At 66.6% G+C, this 15,846-nt stretch carries 14 protein-coding genes; 5 read left to right on the top strand and 9 right to left on the bottom strand.

What is annotated here, in order from left to right; translation table 11 throughout:
- Position 1: 1 nt before the first annotated feature.
- From RJ1_RS02030 to RJ1_RS02005, 6 genes are all read right to left on the bottom strand, one after another.
- A complete protein-coding gene (locus RJ1_RS02030; RefSeq protein ID WP_083400522.1) occupies positions 2 to 1,024 on the bottom strand; it encodes an MCE family protein in 1,023 nt (340 codons plus the stop codon).
- On the bottom strand, positions 1,021 to 2,196 hold the full coding sequence (locus RJ1_RS02025) for an MCE family protein (protein WP_073358222.1): 1,176 nt from the start codon (positions 2,194 to 2,196) through the stop codon (positions 1,021 to 1,023). The genes RJ1_RS02030 and RJ1_RS02025 overlap by 4 nt, the downstream gene beginning before the upstream one ends.
- 13 nt (positions 2,197 to 2,209) lie before the next feature.
- Entirely contained in the window at positions 2,210 to 3,061 is an 852-nt protein-coding gene (locus RJ1_RS02020; RefSeq protein ID WP_073358221.1) for an MlaE family ABC transporter permease, read from the bottom strand.
- Positions 3,062 to 3,081: 20 nt separating this feature from the next.
- The gene (locus RJ1_RS02015) at positions 3,082 to 3,846 is read right to left on the bottom strand and encodes an MlaE family ABC transporter permease (protein ID WP_015888557.1); all 765 of its coding nucleotides are present in this window, start codon (positions 3,844 to 3,846) and stop codon (positions 3,082 to 3,084) included.
- Between the two features lie 618 nt (positions 3,847 to 4,464).
- A complete protein-coding gene (locus RJ1_RS02010) occupies positions 4,465 to 5,382 on the bottom strand; it encodes a 3-oxoacyl-ACP reductase (protein WP_073358355.1) in 918 nt (305 codons plus the stop codon).
- Positions 5,383 to 5,486: 104 nt separating this feature from the next.
- Positions 5,487 to 5,678, bottom strand: a complete 192-nt coding sequence (locus tag RJ1_RS02005) for a ferredoxin (protein ID WP_073358220.1) — start codon at positions 5,676 to 5,678, stop codon at positions 5,487 to 5,489.
- Positions 5,679 to 5,925: 247 nt separating this feature from the next.
- Between RJ1_RS02005 and RJ1_RS02000 the strand changes: the two genes are divergently transcribed.
- From RJ1_RS02000 to RJ1_RS01990, 3 genes are read left to right on the top strand one after another with little or no spacing between them, the layout of a single operon-like run.
- Entirely contained in the window at positions 5,926 to 7,107 is a 1,182-nt protein-coding gene (locus RJ1_RS02000; RefSeq protein WP_073358219.1) for an acyl-CoA dehydrogenase family protein, read from the top strand.
- A gap of 10 nt (positions 7,108 to 7,117) precedes the next feature.
- Positions 7,118 to 8,239, top strand: a complete 1,122-nt coding sequence (locus RJ1_RS01995) for an acyl-CoA dehydrogenase family protein (RefSeq protein WP_073358218.1) — start codon at positions 7,118 to 7,120, stop codon at positions 8,237 to 8,239.
- Positions 8,236 to 9,807: a long-chain-fatty-acid--CoA ligase gene (locus RJ1_RS01990; RefSeq protein ID WP_073358217.1), complete on the top strand. Its 1,572-nt coding sequence runs from the start codon at positions 8,236 to 8,238 to the stop codon at positions 9,805 to 9,807. Before RJ1_RS01995 ends, RJ1_RS01990 begins: the two co-directional genes overlap by 4 nt.
- A gap of 41 nt (positions 9,808 to 9,848) precedes the next feature.
- On the opposite strand, the gene RJ1_RS01985 is transcribed toward RJ1_RS01990, so the two are convergent.
- Both RJ1_RS01985 and RJ1_RS01980 read right to left on the bottom strand, forming a co-directional pair.
- The gene (locus RJ1_RS01985; protein WP_073358216.1) at positions 9,849 to 10,964 is read right to left on the bottom strand and encodes an NAD(P)H-dependent flavin oxidoreductase; all 1,116 of its coding nucleotides are present in this window, start codon (positions 10,962 to 10,964) and stop codon (positions 9,849 to 9,851) included.
- Positions 10,964 to 12,631, bottom strand: a complete 1,668-nt coding sequence (locus RJ1_RS01980; RefSeq protein ID WP_073358215.1) for an acyl-CoA synthetase — start codon at positions 12,629 to 12,631, stop codon at positions 10,964 to 10,966. The genes RJ1_RS01985 and RJ1_RS01980 overlap by 1 nt, the downstream gene beginning before the upstream one ends.
- 79 nt (positions 12,632 to 12,710) lie before the next feature.
- Here RJ1_RS01980 and RJ1_RS01975 point away from each other — a divergent pair, with 79 nt between their 5' ends.
- Entirely contained in the window at positions 12,711 to 13,535 is an 825-nt protein-coding gene (locus RJ1_RS01975) for a crotonase/enoyl-CoA hydratase family protein (protein WP_005244558.1), read from the top strand.
- Positions 13,536 to 13,761: 226 nt separating this feature from the next.
- On the top strand, positions 13,762 to 14,664 hold the full coding sequence (locus tag RJ1_RS01970; protein WP_240319787.1) for a hypothetical protein: 903 nt from the start codon (positions 13,762 to 13,764) through the stop codon (positions 14,662 to 14,664).
- Positions 14,665 to 14,732: 68 nt separating this feature from the next.
- On the opposite strand, the gene RJ1_RS01965 is transcribed toward RJ1_RS01970, so the two are convergent.
- Positions 14,733 to 15,770: an LLM class F420-dependent oxidoreductase gene (locus tag RJ1_RS01965; protein ID WP_073358214.1), complete on the bottom strand. Its 1,038-nt coding sequence runs from the start codon at positions 15,768 to 15,770 to the stop codon at positions 14,733 to 14,735.
- Positions 15,771 to 15,846 lie beyond the last annotated feature (76 nt).

Here is a 15,846-nt window from a genome sequence, read left to right as displayed (position 1 = left end):
GCTACGGTGCACACCTCCCCGCCGTCTGACCGCCCGGCATGTTGAGGAGCAGATCCGATCCGTCCGGGCCGGAGAACTTGAACTTCACTGTGCAGACGTACATCTGGAAGAAGCTGCCGTACGTACCGATGCGGATGAGGCGGCGGTAGGCGGCGGGCAGATTCTGGAGGACCCAGTCCAGGTCGTCCTCCCCCGCCTGCAGTTGGGTGGCGGTCCGGTTCGCCTCGGCGATCGTGCTCTGCAGCGGCGGCCGTGCGCCCTCGAGCAGGTTCGCGAGGTCGCCGGTGGCCCCCGCGATACGGGGAATGGCGTCACCGATCTGGTCGCGGTCCTGGGAGAGCCCGCTGACCAATTGCTGCAGTTGGTCGAGCGTCGCGCGGAACTGGTCGCCCCGGTCGTTGATCGTGCCGAGAACCTGGTTGAGGTTCGTGATCACCTCGCCGATCAACTGGTCCCGGTCGGCCAGGGTGTTCGTGAACGAACTCGTGCTGCCGAGGAGCGAGACGAGCGTTCCGCCCTGCCCCTGGAACACCTGGACCAGCGCCTGGGACAGGTCGTTGACCTGCTGGGGGTCCAGCGCCCGCAGCAGTGGCTTGAACCCGCCCAGCAGGAGGTCGAGGTCGAGCGCGGGAGAGGTGTTCTCGACGGGGATCGACCCGCCGTCCGGCAGCGGTTCCACCGATCCGGCGCCCTCGAGGAGTTCCATGTACCGGTCGCCGACGAGGTTCTCGTACCGCACCGTCGCCTTCGTCCCGTCGAACAGCGAGTACTTGGTGTCGACGGTGAAGTCGACATCGGCAAGGTTGTCGTCGTCGATCTTCACCTTCTCGACGGCGCCGACGGGAACGCCGGCGATGCGCACCTTGTCGCCGGGCTTGAGTCCGGACACGTCCGTGAACGTGGCGTGGTAGCCGTCGCTGCTGCTGAAGCGGTACTGGCTGAACACCAGGGCGAGACCGGCGAAGATCACCGACATCACCGTCGCGAAGATCAGCAGCTTGACCGTGGTGGCTCGCACAGTCACCGCCCACCCTGCTCGGGGTACACACCGGCGAACAACAGCTGGAACACCTTGGGCAGGTGCACCTGAACTTCCGTCGACGGCACGAACGGCACCGTTCCGGTGTCGGCGACGACGAAGTTCGCGTGCACGGTGGGGTCAGGATCGGGAAGACCGTGACAGTTCGGCCCACCTGTCGCGTTCACTTTCGGCAGGTCCTTCGGGTAGGTGTACGGCGTCTGCCCGTACATGAAGCTGGCGCTCAGCGCGATACCCGGCTGATTGCCACCGATGAGTTGCTCGGCGAGGGGGATCACGTTGTTCAGGCCGACGATGAAGCAGGAGATCTCGGGCGAGTACTCGGCCAGCAGATCCGTCGTCGGGAGCAGCAGGTCGAGCGCGGAGTCCAGGTTCTGCTCGTTCTCGGTCAGGACGGTGTTCGCCGTGTCGGCCAGCCCGGTGACGTTGAGCAGCACCGCATCCAGGTTGTCCTGTTCGTCGACGACGGTGCCACTGGTGGCCGTCGCGTTGTCGAGTACCCGCAGCAGATCCGGTGCGGTGTCGGCGTAGACGTCGGTGACCTGGGCGGCCTTGGACAGGTCTTCCTGCAGCTGAGGCAGACTGGGATTCATCTTCGCCAGGTAGCTGTCGCTCTGCTCGAGCAGGGAGCCGAGTTCCTCGCCCCGGCCGTGCAGCGCCGAGGAGATGGCGCCGAGCGTGGCGTTCAGCTTCTCCGGCTGCACCTTCGCCAGCACGTCGGAGAGATGCTGGAAGACCGTGTTGAATTCCACGGTGACGTTGTCGGACGCGATGACGGCCCCCGGCTGGAGGTGAGTGGACGACGGATTGTCCGGCATCACGAAATTGACGTACTTCGCGCCGAACACGGTGGTGGACTTGATCTCCACGGTGGCGTTGGAGGGAATCAGCGACATCATGTCGGGGTACATCGCCAGCTTCAGTTCGGCGCCGTCCGTCACGTGTTCGATGGACCCGACGCGACCGACCTCGACGCCGAGGAGCTTGACCTTGGCGTCGGGTTCCATCACCAGCCCGGAGCGATCCGAGGTGACGGTGACGGGAGTGGTCTCGCTGAAGGTTCCGTTGAACATGGCCAGCGACACACCGATGATCGCGAGCAGACTCACGACGAGGACGAGTGCCGCGAGCTTCTTCTTCCCACCCGAATCAGTCATCTACCGGCACCCCCTAACCCGACAGGTTGAAGTTGCCGGACCCGCCGTAGATGGCGAGCGAGATGAGCAGGGTGACGGTGACGACGGCGATCAGCGAGGAGCGCACAGCGTTGCCGACGGCCACACCGACGCCGACCGGACCGCCCGAGGCGTTGAAACCGTAGTAGGTGTGGATGAGCATGATCGCGATCGCCATAACGATGGCCTGGGCGAATGACCACAGGATGTCCGTGGGTATCAGGAACGTCGAGAAGTAGTGGTCGTACACGCCGGACGACTGGTCGTACAGCACCACGGTCGCGAACCGGCTCGCCATGAACGACGCGATCACCGCCAGGGCGTACAGCGGGATGATCGCGATCATTCCCGCCATCACGCGGGTGCTGACGAGGTACGGGATCGACGGGATCGCCATCGTCTCGAGCGCGTCGATCTCCTCGGAGACGCGCATGGCGCCGAGCTGGGCGGTGGAGCCGGCGCCGATGGTGGCGGCCAGCCCGATGCCCGCGATGACCGGGGCCGCGATGCGCACGTTGATGAACGCCGCGAAGAAGCCGGTGAGGGCTTCGACGCCGATGTTGCCGAGCGAGCTGTACCCCTGCACGGCGATGGTGCCGCCGGTGAACAGTGTCAGGAAGCCGACGATGACGACCGTTCCGCCGATGACCGCGAGCGCTCCCGTGCCCATGCTGATCTCGGCGATGAGCCGCAGCGTCTCCCTGGGATAGTGCATGATCGCGCGGGGTGCCGAGCCGATGGCACGCGCGAAGAACAGTGCCTGCTCACCGAGCCGGTCGATCGATCGGGACGCCGACGCGAACCGTTTGCGAGTTCGGGGAAAGCGCCCGGCCGCCGCTAGTGCCATCTACTCCACCACCATGTCGATCACCCTGCCGTCAGCTTGATACCGACGGCGGTGACGAGAACGTTGACCACGAACAGGGCCATGAACGAGAACACGACGGTCTGGTTGACGGCGTCTCCGACGCTCTTCGCGCCACCCTTGACGTTGAGTCCGAGGTAGGCGGCGACGAGACCGGCGATCATGCCGAACAGACCGGCTTTGACTTCCGAGATGACGAGCTCACCGAATCCGGTGAGCAGGGTGATGCCGTTGACGAACGCACCCGGGTTGACGTCCTGGATGTAGACCGAGAAGACGAAACCGCCGAGGATGCCGATGGTGCAGACGAGCCCGTTGAGGAGCAGGGCCACGACTGTCGACGCGAGCACCCGGGGGACGACCAGGCGGTGGATCGGATTGATACCCAGCACGCGCATCGCGTCGATCTCTTCGCGGATGGTGCGGGCGGAGAGGTCTGCGCAGATGGCGGTGGCTCCCGCGCCCGCCACGATGAGCACGGTGACGATGGGGCCGACCTGGGTGACGGTGCCGAGAGCGGCGCCGGCTCCGCTGAGGTCGGCGGCACCGATCTCGCGGAGGAGGATGTTGATCGTGAAGCTCACCAGAACTGTGAACGGGATGGCCACCAGGACCGTGGGCACCATGGAGACTCGGGCGACGAACCATGCCTGGTCCACGAACTCACGACGCTGGAAGGGCCTCGAAAAGACTGCCCTCAACGTTTCGCCCGACATCGTGAAGAACCCGCCGACCGCACGCAACGGCACCTCGAGGAGGTCTACCATCCGTCCTCCTCGTCCATGATCTCGCCCAGCACCGACTGTCAGTTCGAGCCCAGCCCCCCAACGGTCTGTGACTCAGGTCATATTAACTAGAACGTGTTCACCTGTCAAAGGTGGCCGCTCATCAGCATGAATCGTCCCACATTCAGCACGTCCGGAGGGGCTGATTCGGCCGAAATCCAGGGCGTGTCCACACGTTCCCGACGCCCTCTTCGCCACGTCGGGCCGCTCGGCCAGCTGATCCCCTAAGGGCTTATAGCACAAGAACTTTCGATGAACTTTGCGGGGTCCCGACACTGAGGGAACACACCGCCCGCCGGAAGCCTCCGACAGGACCGGGCGGCGACGAGTTCCGCGGCCCACGAACAGCGCCGATCGAGCGGGTCGGCGACGAAAAACTAGAACACGATCTAGTCAAATCCGGCACACCGCTCGAACACCGCACCACGGTCACTCGGCCCCGACACCGCCACTGTCCAGTTGTCCTCAGTATCGCCCATCGCGGGTGCATTACCTGCGGAAACGATACTGAAACCACGTTCGTGTCGGTTCGCGGCCCCGGAGCGGCAGATCAGCCCAGGTCGCGGAGCGGCAGATCAGCCCAGGTCGCGGAGCGGCAGATCAGCCCAGATCGCGTAGCGCCGCGGAGGCCGAGAACATGGCAGCCGGATCGCGGTCGCCGAAGTAGTTCCCGAGTTCGGCCGCGAGCGTGCCGGGCGTCCATCGACCGTCGGCCGCGTCGAAGCGCCGCTCGACGACCGGTGCCGCCATCAGTGCCACCATCGGGCCGTAGACGACGAAGACCTGCCCGTTGATCGAGTCGGCTGCCGGTGATGCGAGATAGGCGACCAATGCCGCCACGTGCTCGGGTGACAACGGGTCCATTCCCTCGGCGGGCGCCTCCCCGAAGACGTTCTCCGTCATCGACGTGCGGGCCCGGGGGCAGATCGCGTTGGCGCGGACGCCGTACCGGGACAGCCCTCGGGCCGCGGACAGCGTCAGCGCTGTGATGCCGGCCTTGGCGGCGCCGTAGTTCGCCTGCCCCTCGGGGCCCAGCAGTCCCGCCTCCGACGACGTGTTGACGATGCGCCCGTACACCGGCGCCCCGGCCTCCTTCGACTTCGCGCGCCAGTACGACGCGGCGGAGCGGCACAGCAGGAAGTGGCCGCGCAGATGAACCTTCAGCACGAGGTCCCAGTCTTCGTCGGACATGTTGAACAGCATGCGATCCCGCGTGATACCCGCGTTGTTGACCAGGATGTCGAGGCTGCCGAGCCGGCTCTGCGCAGCCTCCATGATCGCGTCGGCGGTGGCCCGTTCGCCGATGTCGCCGGCGACGAACTCGACCTTCGCTCCCTGTCCCCGGATCTCCTCGAGCGTCTCTTCCACGGCATCGTCGGCGACCAGGTCGTTGACGACGACGGACGCACCCGCGCGTGCCAGTGCGATCGCCTCGAACTTTCCGAGGCCGGATCCGGCGCCGGTCACGACACCGACCTTGCCGTCCAAGTTCACATCGTGATCGGTCGCAGCATTCATGAACACGCTCTCCTGGTTCTGTGCACTCGCGGCAGGTCGGAGACCACGCACGGCGGTAGGACGGACGTCACTGTAGAACGTGTTCTCATTCCGGGCAACAATCCTCAGGGATGCTCGGTCAGTGCGGCCCTCGGGCACTGGGCGATCGCGGTACGCACGTCTTCCTCCCGGTCAGCGGGAGGAATGGGACTGGAAATGTGCAGCTGATCGTCGTCGTCGAGCTCGAAGATGTCGGGTGCGATACCCACGCAGACACCATTGGCCTCGCAACGGTCGAAATCGACTCTGACCTCCATGGCAACCCTCACTTCTCCTCGTCTCGTTCCTCGGGGACCCGGGTGCAGCCGGACTGCGGCGCACACCGTTCCTGCGATAACACTAGAACCTGTTCCAGTCGTGTGCAATGATTCGTTCCACGACTGCGAGCACGCCCACCGGGCACGCTTCGGGGCCGGCCGGGGCCGACTCCGCCATTGCACCGCAGAGACTGGAACCTGTGCCAGATTTCAGCTGATTTCGCTCTCGGACTGGAGAGGTATTTCGATGCACATCACCTACACACCGCAGCAGCAACAGCTGCGGGAAGAGCTGCGCGCGTACTTCGCGAAGCTGATGACGCCGGAGCGTCGAGAGGCACTGGCCGCCACCACCGGCGAGTACGGCGAGGGCAACGTCTACCGCGACGTCGTGGCTCAGATGGGCAAGGACGGCTGGCTGACCCTCGGGTGGCCCAGGGAGTACGGCGGCCAGGAGCGGTCGGCCATGGAGCAGTTGATCTTCACCGACGAGGCCGCCATCGCGGGTGCGCCCGTTCCGTTCCTCACCATCAACTCGGTGGCGCCGACGATCATGCACTTCGGCACCCCCGAACAGAAATCGTTCTTCCTTCCCAGGATCTCGGCCGGCGAACTGCACTTCTCCATCGGCTACTCCGAGCCCGAAGCGGGCACCGACCTCGCCAGCCTCCGCACCACCGCCGTCAAGGACGGCGACGACTACGTCGTCAACGGCCAGAAGATGTGGACGAGCCTCATCGCGTACGCCGACTACGTGTGGCTGGCCTGCCGCACCGACCCCGACGCCAAGAAGCACAAGGGCATCAGCATGCTGATCGTCCCGACCACCGCCGAAGGGTTCTCCTACACCCCCGTCCACACGATGGCGGGCCCGGACACGAGCGCCACCTACTACCAGGACGTGCGGGTGCCCTCGTCCGCGCTCGTCGGCCCCGAGCACGGCGGCTGGGCGCTGATCACCAACCAGCTCAACCACGAGCGCGTCGCCCTGACCTCCGCCGGACCCGTTCTCACCGCCCAGCGCGAGGTCCGCGAATGGGCGCAGAACACCAAGCTGCCGGACGGGCGCCGCGTCATCGACCAGGAATGGGTCCAGATCAACCTGGCCCGGGTCCACGCCAAGGCCGAGTACCTCAAGCTGATGAACTGGGAGATCGCCTCCTCGACCGACCACGCCCCGGGCCCCGAGGCGGCGTCGGCCAACAAGGTCTACGGCACCGAGTTCGCCACGGAGGCATACCGGCTGCTGATGGAAATCCTCGGACCTTCCGCCACGCTGCGGCAGAACTCCCCCGGCGTCCTGCTGCGCGGGCGGCTCGAACGGATGCACCGGTCGTCGCTGATCCTCACGTTCGGAGGCGGAACCAACGAGGTGCAGCGCGACATCATCGGAATGACCGCACTCGGCCTGCCCCCAGCGAAGCGTTAGGACTACGACCATGGACTTCACCCCCACCGAGGCCCAGCAGGATCTGGCCGGGCTCACCCGAGGAATCGTCTCGGACCTCGTCACCAACGAACGACTGCGTGAACTCGACAAGGCGGAGGATCGCCTCGACCGCCGGCTGTGGTCGGCGCTCGCGTCGTCCGACGTCCTGAGCGCCGCACTGCCGGAATCGGTGGGCGGCGACGGTTTCGGCGTCCTCGAGCAGTGCAGCATCCTCGTCGAACTGGGCCGCGCCGTCGCGCCGGTCCCGTATCTGTCGTCGATCGTGATGGCGGCCGGAGCGATCGCGAAGTACGGGAACGAACAGCAGCGTTCCGATTGGGGCGTCCCCGCCGCGACGGGAGCGAAAATTCTCACGGTCGCCCTCGACGAGGAACTGAACGACACCCCGGCAGCGCCCGTCACGCGCGCCGAACCCGGCTCGGACGGCTGGACACTCGACGGCACCAAGATCGTGGTCGACGCGGCACCCTCCGCCGACCTGTTCCTGGTGCCGGCAACCACCCCGGACGGGGTGGCCGTCTTCCTCGTCCGCCCCGACGACGCCGGCGTGACCGTCACCCGTCAGCAGACCGTCGACCTGGCCAGCACAGGTGAGGTGAGTCTCCGCGGAGTCGCACTCGCCGGAGATCGACTGCTCGGCACCGTCGACCAGGGCACCGAGATCGTGGACTGGCTCGTCGAGCGTGGCTCGCTCGGCGCCTGCGCCTACCAGTACGGCGTGCTCGACGAAGCCCTGAAACTCACCGCGGCCTACGCCCGCGAGCGGGTCCAGTTCGGAAGGCCCATCGGCAGTTTCCAGGCCGTCGCCCAACGACTCGCCGACGGCTACATCGACGTGAAGGGTGTCCGGCTCACGCTCTGGCAGGCGGCGTGGCGACTCAGCGAGGGACTGCCCAGCGAAGGCGACGTCCAGACCGCCAACTTCTGGGCGTCCGACGCGGGCCACCGGGTGGCGCACACCCTCGTCCACGTCCACGGCGGCGTCGGACTCGACGAGGACCACCCCGTGCACCGGTACTTCCTCGCCGCCAAGGCACTCGAGTTCCGACTCGGTTCGGCCACGCAGCAGCTGCGGATCCTCGGCGCCGAACTGGCGACCGTCCCGGCATGACCGCCACGCTCGTCCGCACCGTGTCGGACCTGCTGCTGGGCGTCGCGGACGCCGACACCCAGGGGCTGTACTTCGAGGACCGATTCCTGTCGTGGTCCGAACACGTACGGGCGAGCCTGCGGCGCGCCGCCGTCCTCGAGGATCTGCTCGACGACACCCGTCCCCGCCACTTCGGTGTGCTGATGGACAACGTCCCCGAGTTCTCGCTCCTCGCCGGGGCGGCGGCATTGTCCGGCGCTGTCCTGGTGGGCCTCAACACCACTCGACGCGGCGACGCGCTGGCCCGCGACGTCGCACTGGCCGACTGTCAGGTGGTCTTCACCGAATCGGGCCGCTCCGACCTGCTGGACGATCTCGACCTCGGTGTTCCCGTCGTCGACGTGGATTCGCCGGCATGGTCCACGCTGCTCGCCGAGCCGCGCGCCGAGTTCACGCCGAGGGTCGCCGCAGCCGACGACCTGTTCATGCTCATCTTCACGTCGGGCACCAGCGGCGACCCGAAGGCGGTCCGGTGCACGCACGCGAAGATCACCGGCCCCGGCGTCATGCTCGCCGAGCGGTTCGGGCTGTCCCCGGACGACGTCGTGTACATGTCGATGCCGATGTTCCACTCCAACGCCATGATGGCGGCATGGTCCGTCGCGCTCGCCGGACACAGCTCGATCGCCCTGCGGCGCAAGTTCTCCGCGTCGAACTTCCTGTCCGACGTCCGGAAGTTCGGCGTCACGTACGCCAACTACGTCGGGAAGCCGCTGTCGTACGTGCTGGCGACCCCGGACCTGCCCGACGACGCCGACAACACACTCCGGGTGATGTACGGCAACGAGGGCTCCGCGCCCGCTGTCGCCGCGTTCTCGCGCCGCTTCGGCACCGCGGTGGTCGACGGGTTCGGTTCCACCGAGGGCGGCGTCGCCATCTCCGCCACGCCCGGGGCTCCCGCCGGTTCGCTGGGCAATCTCCCCGAAGGGATAGCCATCCTCGATCCCGCGACCGGAAACGCCTGTCCACCTGCCGAGTTCAATTCCTCCGGCCGGGTGGTCAACGCCGAGGCCGCGACCGGCGAACTCGTCAACCTGGCAGGGTCGGGGGCCTTCGCGGGCTACTACAACAACCCCGAAGCGGACGCCGAACGGATCCGCGACGGCCGGTACTGGAGCGGCGACCTCGCCTACCGGGACGCGGCCGGGTTCGTGTACTTCGCGGGACGCAGTTCCGGATGGTTGCGGGTGGACGGCGAGAACATCGGCGCGGCGCCCATCGAGCGCATCCTGCTGCGTTACGACGGGTTCGCGCAGGTGTCGGTGTATGCGGTATCCGACCCCGAGGTCGGGGACCGGGTGATGGTCGCCGTCGTCCCGACTCGCGACTTCGATCCCGTCGCGTTCGCCGAATTCCTCGACACGCAATCCGATCTGGGGCCGAAACAGCGTCCGAGCCTGATCCGGGTGTGCGCCGAGTTCCCGCGGACCGCCACGTTCAAGGTCCTCACCCGGGTACTGAGCGCCGAGGCGGCGAACTGTGCCGATCCGGTGTGGGTCCGCGAAGGTTCCGGCTACTCCCCCATGTGAGTGGCAAAGTGTGCTGACGCACACTTTGCCACTCACATGGACTAGCGGAAGCTGTCGAGGCGGGACACTGCCGAGTCGAACCCCTTGACAAGTTCGTCCATCACCTCGGCCACCGGACGGATCTCGTTCATCCGGCCCACGATCTGCCCCACCGGCATCGCGACGACATCCGGATTCTCGGACGCCGCGATCCGTTGATGCGCCTCGCTGACCAGAAGATTCTGCAGCGGCATCGGCAGAGGTGCCGGCGCGTCCGGCTTCGACCACGCGTCGGTCCACTTGGTCTTGAGCAGGCGCGCGGGCTTGCCCGAATAGATCCGGGACCGCACCGTGTCGGCGGACGTCGCACCGAGCAGGGCGCGCTGGATCGCGGACGGACCCTCGGACGAGGCGCTGCCGAGTCTGTACTCGGAGGTGGTGAGCCAGTACGACCCCATCCACACCCCGCCCGCCCCCAGCGACAGCGCGGCCGCGACCTGACGTCCACTGCCGATGCCACCGGCCGCGAGAACGGCGGCGGAATCACCGACGGCATCGACGATCTCGGGAACCAGCACCATAGACGCGATCTCACCGGTGTGCCCACCGGCCTCGTACCCCTGGGCGATGACGATGTCGACACCGTTCGCGACGTGCCTGCGCGCGTGCTCGACGGCGCCGGCCAGCGCCGCCACCGGAACACCCTTCTCGTGGGCCTGATCGATGACGTCCTTCGGCGGCGAACCGAGAGCGTTGGCGATCAATGCAATTCGATGATTCAGCGCGACGTCCACATGTGAGCGCGCCACCGAGTGCAGCCAGCCGAGCACACCGGTCGCGTGCTCGGCACCCGAATCCAGCGGCGGCACCCCCAGCTCGGCCAGGGTCCGGTCGACGAACGCCCGATGTTCCGCGGGGATCAGCGACTCGAGGTCCACCGACGTGCCCTCGGTGGGAACCTTGGCGGGCATCACGATGTCGACGCCGTACGGCTTGCCGTCGGTGTTCTCGTCCATCCACGACAGAACGGCCTCGAGCTCCTCCGGGTCGTTGAACCGAACGCAGCCCAGCACACCCAGGCCACCGGCCCGGGAGATCGCCGCGGCCACGTGCTCGGACGGGGTGAACCCGAAGACCGGGTACTCGATGCCGAATTTCTCGCTCAGACTGGTGTGCATCACGCGCCCCGGCTTTCCATCGCAGTGCTTTCGGGCGAGCCGTTGCCGTTGTGGTCGTCGGCCGGCCGGGTCTCGGTCTGTTCCTTGGCCCAGCGGTAGTCGGGTTTGCCTGCGGGCGAACGTTTGATCTCGTCGACGAACCACAGGCTGCGCGGAACCTTGTATCCCGCAATCTCCTTGCGTGCCGCGTCGGCGATCTCATGCAGGCTCGGGCGCGCCCCGCCTCGGGCCTGGATGACGGCGGCAACGCGCTGGCCGAAGCGTTCGTCGGGGATGCCGACCACGATGGCGTCGAAGACGTCGGGATGAGACTTGAGCGCACCCTCGACCTCCTCGGGGAAGATCTTCTCGCCGCCGCTGTTGATGGACACCGAACCGCGGCCGAGCATCGTCACCGTGCCGTCGGCCTCCACCTGCGCGAAGTCGCCGGGAATGGAGTAGCGGATGCCGTTGATCTCCTTGAACGTGGCTTTGGTCTTCTCTTCGTCCTTGTAGTAGCCGATGGGGATGTGCCCCTTGCGCGCCAGGATGCCGATCACGCCGGAGCCGGGTTCGACCGGGTTGCCATCCTCCCCGAGAACGGACGTGGACGCGTCGATCTTCACCGTCGGTCCGCCACCGTGCGAGTCGCCCTTCGCGACCACGCTGAGTCCGCCGAAGCCCGTCTCGGACGAACCGATGGAGTCGGTGATCATCCGGTTGGGCAGCAGTTCGAGGTACTTCTCCTTGATGCTGGGCGAGAACAACGCCGCCGAACTCGCCATCAGGAACAGCGAAGACAAGTCGTACGGTTCACCGCTCGCCGTGTTGCCCTCCACCAGTGCGTCGAGCATCGGTCGCGCCATCGCGTCACCGGTGATGAAGATGAGGTTGACCTTGTGCTGATCGACGATCCGCCACACGTCGTGACCGTCGAATTCGGGGTGCATGACACACTTTCCGCCGCCGAACAGGCTCTGGAACACCGCCCACTGGCTGCCGCCGTGGATCATCGGCGGGATCGGGAAACGGGTCATGCCGGGACTCTCGGCGCCCAGCTTCGCGAGGTCCCACTCGTCCTCGACGTATTCACCCGTCATGAAGTTGATGCCACCGCCGAGCACCCGCCAGACGTCCTCGTGACGCCACATGACGCCCTTGGGTTTTCCGGTGGTGCCGCCCGTGTAGAGCATGTACAGGTCGTCGTTGCTGCGCTCGCCGAAGTCGCGGTCGGGGGAACCCTGCGCCAGTGCGGTCTCGTATTCGACGCCCTCGTACTCGAGATCGGTGCCGTCTTCGACCACGACGGTGGTCTTCAGGAGCGGCGTCTCGGGCAGCACATTCGCCACCTTGTCGGCGTACCGGCGCTCGTGAACGAGCGCAACCATGTCCGAATTGTCGAAGATGTATTGCAACTCGTTCTCGATGTACCGGTAGTTGACGTTCACCATCACGGCACGGATCTTGAACACCGCCACCATGGCCTCGATGGCCTCGAGGGTGTTCCGGCAGTAGATGCCCACTTTGTCGCCGGGCCGGACACCCTGTTCGCGCAGGTAGTGGCCGAGGCGATTGGCCCTCTCCTCCATCTGCGCGTACGTCACTTCCCGGTCGTCGGACACCAACGCGACGCGGTCCGGAACGAGGTCGATTGCATGCTCTACGAGGTCTGCGATATTAAGGGCCACGTCAACAAAGTAGAACGTGTTACCGTTTCTGGCAAGACCCAATTTGAGAGCCAGCTCACACACCCTTCGGGAGACTTCAGTGTCCTCTACAACGACCGAGAAATCCGACATTTCGGCACAGTCGCCGCACTGCCTCGTCGAGAAGCGCGGGCACGTCCTGATCGTCACGATGAACCGCCCCGAGGCGAAGAACGCACTGTCCGGCGAAATGATGGCGATCATGCGGGACGCGTGGGATCAGGTCGACTCCGACCCGGACATCCGGGTCGCCATCCTCACCGGCGCAGGCGGCGCGTTCTGCGCGGGCGCCGACCTCAAGGCCATGACGTCGCAGCACCCCGGCGACTCCTTCTCGGGTGGCGGCTGGGACCTGTCCAAGATCGAGGCGCTCCTCAAGGGACGGCGCCTCACCAAACCGCTCATCGCCGCGGTCGAGGGTCCCGCCATCGCCGGCGGCACCGAGATCCTGCAGGGCACCGACATCCGCGTCGCCGGCGAGAGCGCCAAATTCGGTGTGTCCGAGGCCAAATGGGGACTCTTCCCACTCGGCGGCTCGGCCGTGCGCCTCGTCCGGCAGATCCCGTACACCGTCGCCGCCGACATCCTGCTCACCGGACGTCACATCAAGGCACCCGAAGCCAAGGAGATCGGCCTCATCGGACACGTCGTCCCCGACGGGCAGGCACTCGACAAGGCCCTCGAACTCGCCGACCTCATCTCCGCGAACGGGCCCCTCGCCGTCCAGGCCATCCTGAAGACCATCCGCGACACCGAAGGCATGCACGAGGAAGAGGCCTTCCAGATCGACGCCGCCCTCGGCACCGAGGTCTTCAAGAGCGCCGACGCGAAGGAAGGCCCCCGCGCGTTCTCCGAAAAGCGGGCGCCGAAGTTCGAGGGCCGCTAGCCCCCGGCCCCCGGTCCCTCCCCTTCCCGGGTGAATGTACCTTTCGGCGCATCTGAGGCGCCGAAAGGTACATTCACCCAGGGGTCTGGGGCTTATCCACAGCGCCCGACTTATCCACAGGCTCACCAAAACGCCTGGTGAATGACTCTGTCGCCGACCTTGGGTGGGCAATGATCGACTCCATGCGACGCGGAGAGTGGGGCATCGCCTCGAAGACCTGTACGGAGTGAGCCGATCCGGAATCATCCGCACCGCCGAACTGAGGCAGCGGGGAGTGTCGAATTCGGCGATCGACGCTCGATGCCGTCCGGGTGGGCCGTGGCAACGCATCCTTCCCGGCGTCGTGATGCTCGGCAACGGCCGGCCGACCGCACGTCAGTGTGCAGTGGCCGCGCTCGTGCTCAGTGGCGACAACGCCGTCCTCACCGGGCGGGCAGCGTTGCACGAATACGGGTACGGAACGTCGTACTCCGGCGATGCCCACGTCCTGATCGCCACGCATCGGCGCGTGCAGTCCACGGGTTTCGTCCTCGTCGAACGCACGACGCGGATGCCGACGCCGGTGATGCGCAACGGGCTTCCCTGCGCCCCGCTTCCGCGCGCGTTGCTCGACGCGGCGCGACGATGCCGCACCCTCGACAGCACGCGAGCACTCATCGCCGAGGTGATCCAGCGAGGCGGGGCGAGTGTGCCCGAGCTGATCGCGGAGTTGGACTCGGGTAGTGGCCGCGGTACAGCACTCCCCCGTGCGGTGCTGCGCGAGGTGAGTGCCGACGTCCACTCGGTGTCCGAAGCCGAAGCCCGCAGATTGTGGTTGCGGAGCGGACTACCCCGAATGGTCTTCAACCGCAAGATCGTCGACGCCGACGGGCAGTTCATCGCCATGCCGGACGGCTGGATCGACGAGGTCGCGTTCGCCTGGGACATCGACTCGCTCGACTGGCATCTCGCGCCCAAGGCCTACAAATCGACCGTCGAGCGACGAACCCGGATGCAGAATCACGGCATCATCGTGCTTCCGACGCTCCCGAGTGCCGTCCGTGACGACCCGGACCGCGTGATCGCCGACCTCCGGTCGCACTACCAGCTCGCGTCGTCCCGTCCCCGGCCGGAGGTCCGGATGCTCTGAGCGCCCGGGTGAATGTACCTTTCGGCGCACCTGAGGCGCCGAGAGGTACATTCGCCCGCCGCGGGAGGTCAGCCCAGGACCGCGGAGGACAGTTCGCGGACGTGGTCGGCGTCGCGGCAGGAGACGAGGAGCATGGTGACGCCGGCGTCGGCCCAGCGTTTGACGTCGGCGCGGACTTCGTCGACGTTGCCGATGATCATGGTCTCGGTGACCATGTCGTCGGGGACGACGGCGGCGGCCTCGTCTTTGCGGCCTGCGCGGAAGAGGCAGCCGATTTCCTCGACCTGTTCGCCGTAGCCCATGCGGGTGTAGACCTGGGCGTGGAAGTTGAGTTCGGGGGCGCCCATGCCGCCGACGTACAGCGCGGTGATCGGTTTGAGGCCGGCGATGGCGGCGGCGCGGTCGTCGGTGACGATGACCTGGCAGGTGGCCGCGACTTCGAAGTCTTCTCGGCTGCGACGGGCGCCGGGGCGGGCGAAGCCCTCGTCGAGCCATTCGTTGTACATGGGCGCGAGGCGGGGCGAGTAGTAGATGGCGAGCCAGCCGTCGGCGATCTCGGCCGTGAGCGCGACGTTCTTCGGACCTTCGGCGCCGAGCCAGATGGGGACGTCGGCGCGCAGCGGATGGGTGATCGGCTTGAGCGGTTTGCCCAGTCCGGTGCTGCCGGGTCCGGTGTAGGGCAGCGGGAAGTGCGGGCCGTCGCTGGTGACAGGACCCTCCCGCGACAGCACCTTGCGGACGATAGAGACGTACTCGCGCGTGCGGGCGAGCGGCTTCGTGAACGGCTGCCCGTACCACCCCTCGACGACCTGCGGCCCGGACACGCCGAGGCCGAGGATCGCCCGGCCGCCGCTGAGGTGGTCGAGAGTGAGGGCGTGCATGGCGGTACTGGTGGGTGTGCGGGCGGAGATCTGCACGACGGACGTGCCCAGACGGACGCGGTCGGTGCGCGAACCCCACCAGGCGAGGGGGGTGAAGGCGTCGGAACCCCACGATTCGGCGGCGAAGACGGCGTCGAATCCTTCGGCTTCGGCGGCGGCGATCAACTCCGGGGCGTTTGCCGGTGGCTGTGCGCCCCAGTATCCCAGTTGCAACCCGAGCTTCATCCTGTGCCTCCGCATCGACCGTCGTCAGAAGTGACCCTTGCCACAAACACTAGAACCTGTTCTACTCGAAGTTGTG

It is taken from the genome of Rhodococcus jostii NBRC 16295, assembly GCF_001894825.1.
In the GTDB taxonomy this organism is placed as follows: domain Bacteria; phylum Actinomycetota; class Actinomycetes; order Mycobacteriales; family Mycobacteriaceae; genus Rhodococcus_F; species Rhodococcus_F jostii.
The sequence above is the reverse complement of the archived record's forward strand: the minus strand, read 5'-3'. Positions and strand labels throughout refer to the sequence as shown.